Source organism: Lysobacter sp. TAB13 (assembly GCF_052113885.1).
Classification (GTDB): Bacteria; Pseudomonadota; Gammaproteobacteria; order Xanthomonadales; family Xanthomonadaceae; genus Lysobacter; species Lysobacter gummosus.
The window spans coordinates 1-601 of record NZ_JBFRDR010000094.1; the positions used below are offsets into that span (position 1 = coordinate 1).

1 protein-coding gene is annotated in these 601 nt (G+C 65.2%); it reads right to left on the reverse strand.

Annotated elements, in window-relative coordinates; all coding sequences use genetic code 11:
* Nucleotides 1-567: hypothetical protein (locus AB4Y92_RS25290; RefSeq protein WP_441822116.1), on the reverse strand; the 567-nt coding region annotated here is incomplete at its 3' end.
* Between the last annotated feature and the right edge of the window lie 34 nt (nt 568-601).

The window sequence follows — 601 nt, forward strand, 5'->3', positions numbered from 1 at the left end:
GGGGATCAGCTTGCGGAAATCGAGCGAATCGATCTCGGTTTCGGGCTTGGCCAGGGCCTCCTTCAGACCCTTGAACATGGGCGCGAGCGAAAAGCCGGAATAGCTGAGCGACTCGAACCCTGCCTTGGCGCCAGCACCCGCGAAAGAGAAACCTTCCACGGCGTAGCCAGACTTGGCCGGCGCATCTTCGCCATAGGCCAACCTGGCGATTCTCACGTCCATGGCGACCGGCGCTTCGCCCGGATTCGGCGGAACGGAGAGCGCCATCACCATATCGCGGACCTCGCCGCTGCCGTAGTCGATGGCATCGAACAGCGAGAACATGGAAAGCGCCATGCGCTTGTCGGCCTCGAGCCGGGCTGGGTCGCGCTCGGCCTTCGAGCTGAGCCCTGCCTTCTGGTCGGCCTCCGCCTGCGCGATGATCCGCGACAGGAGCTCTCCGACCGGCTCGTCTCCGACACGCATCTTGAAGTCGCGGCCCGTCGCCTTGCCGAGCGAGATCTTGCCGAGCGGGCCCAGATCGATGGCGTAGCCGTCCTGCTCGACACGGCCAAAGATCGGCTGCATGGCTTCTTCCACGCCGGGCTTGGCTCGCTCGGTG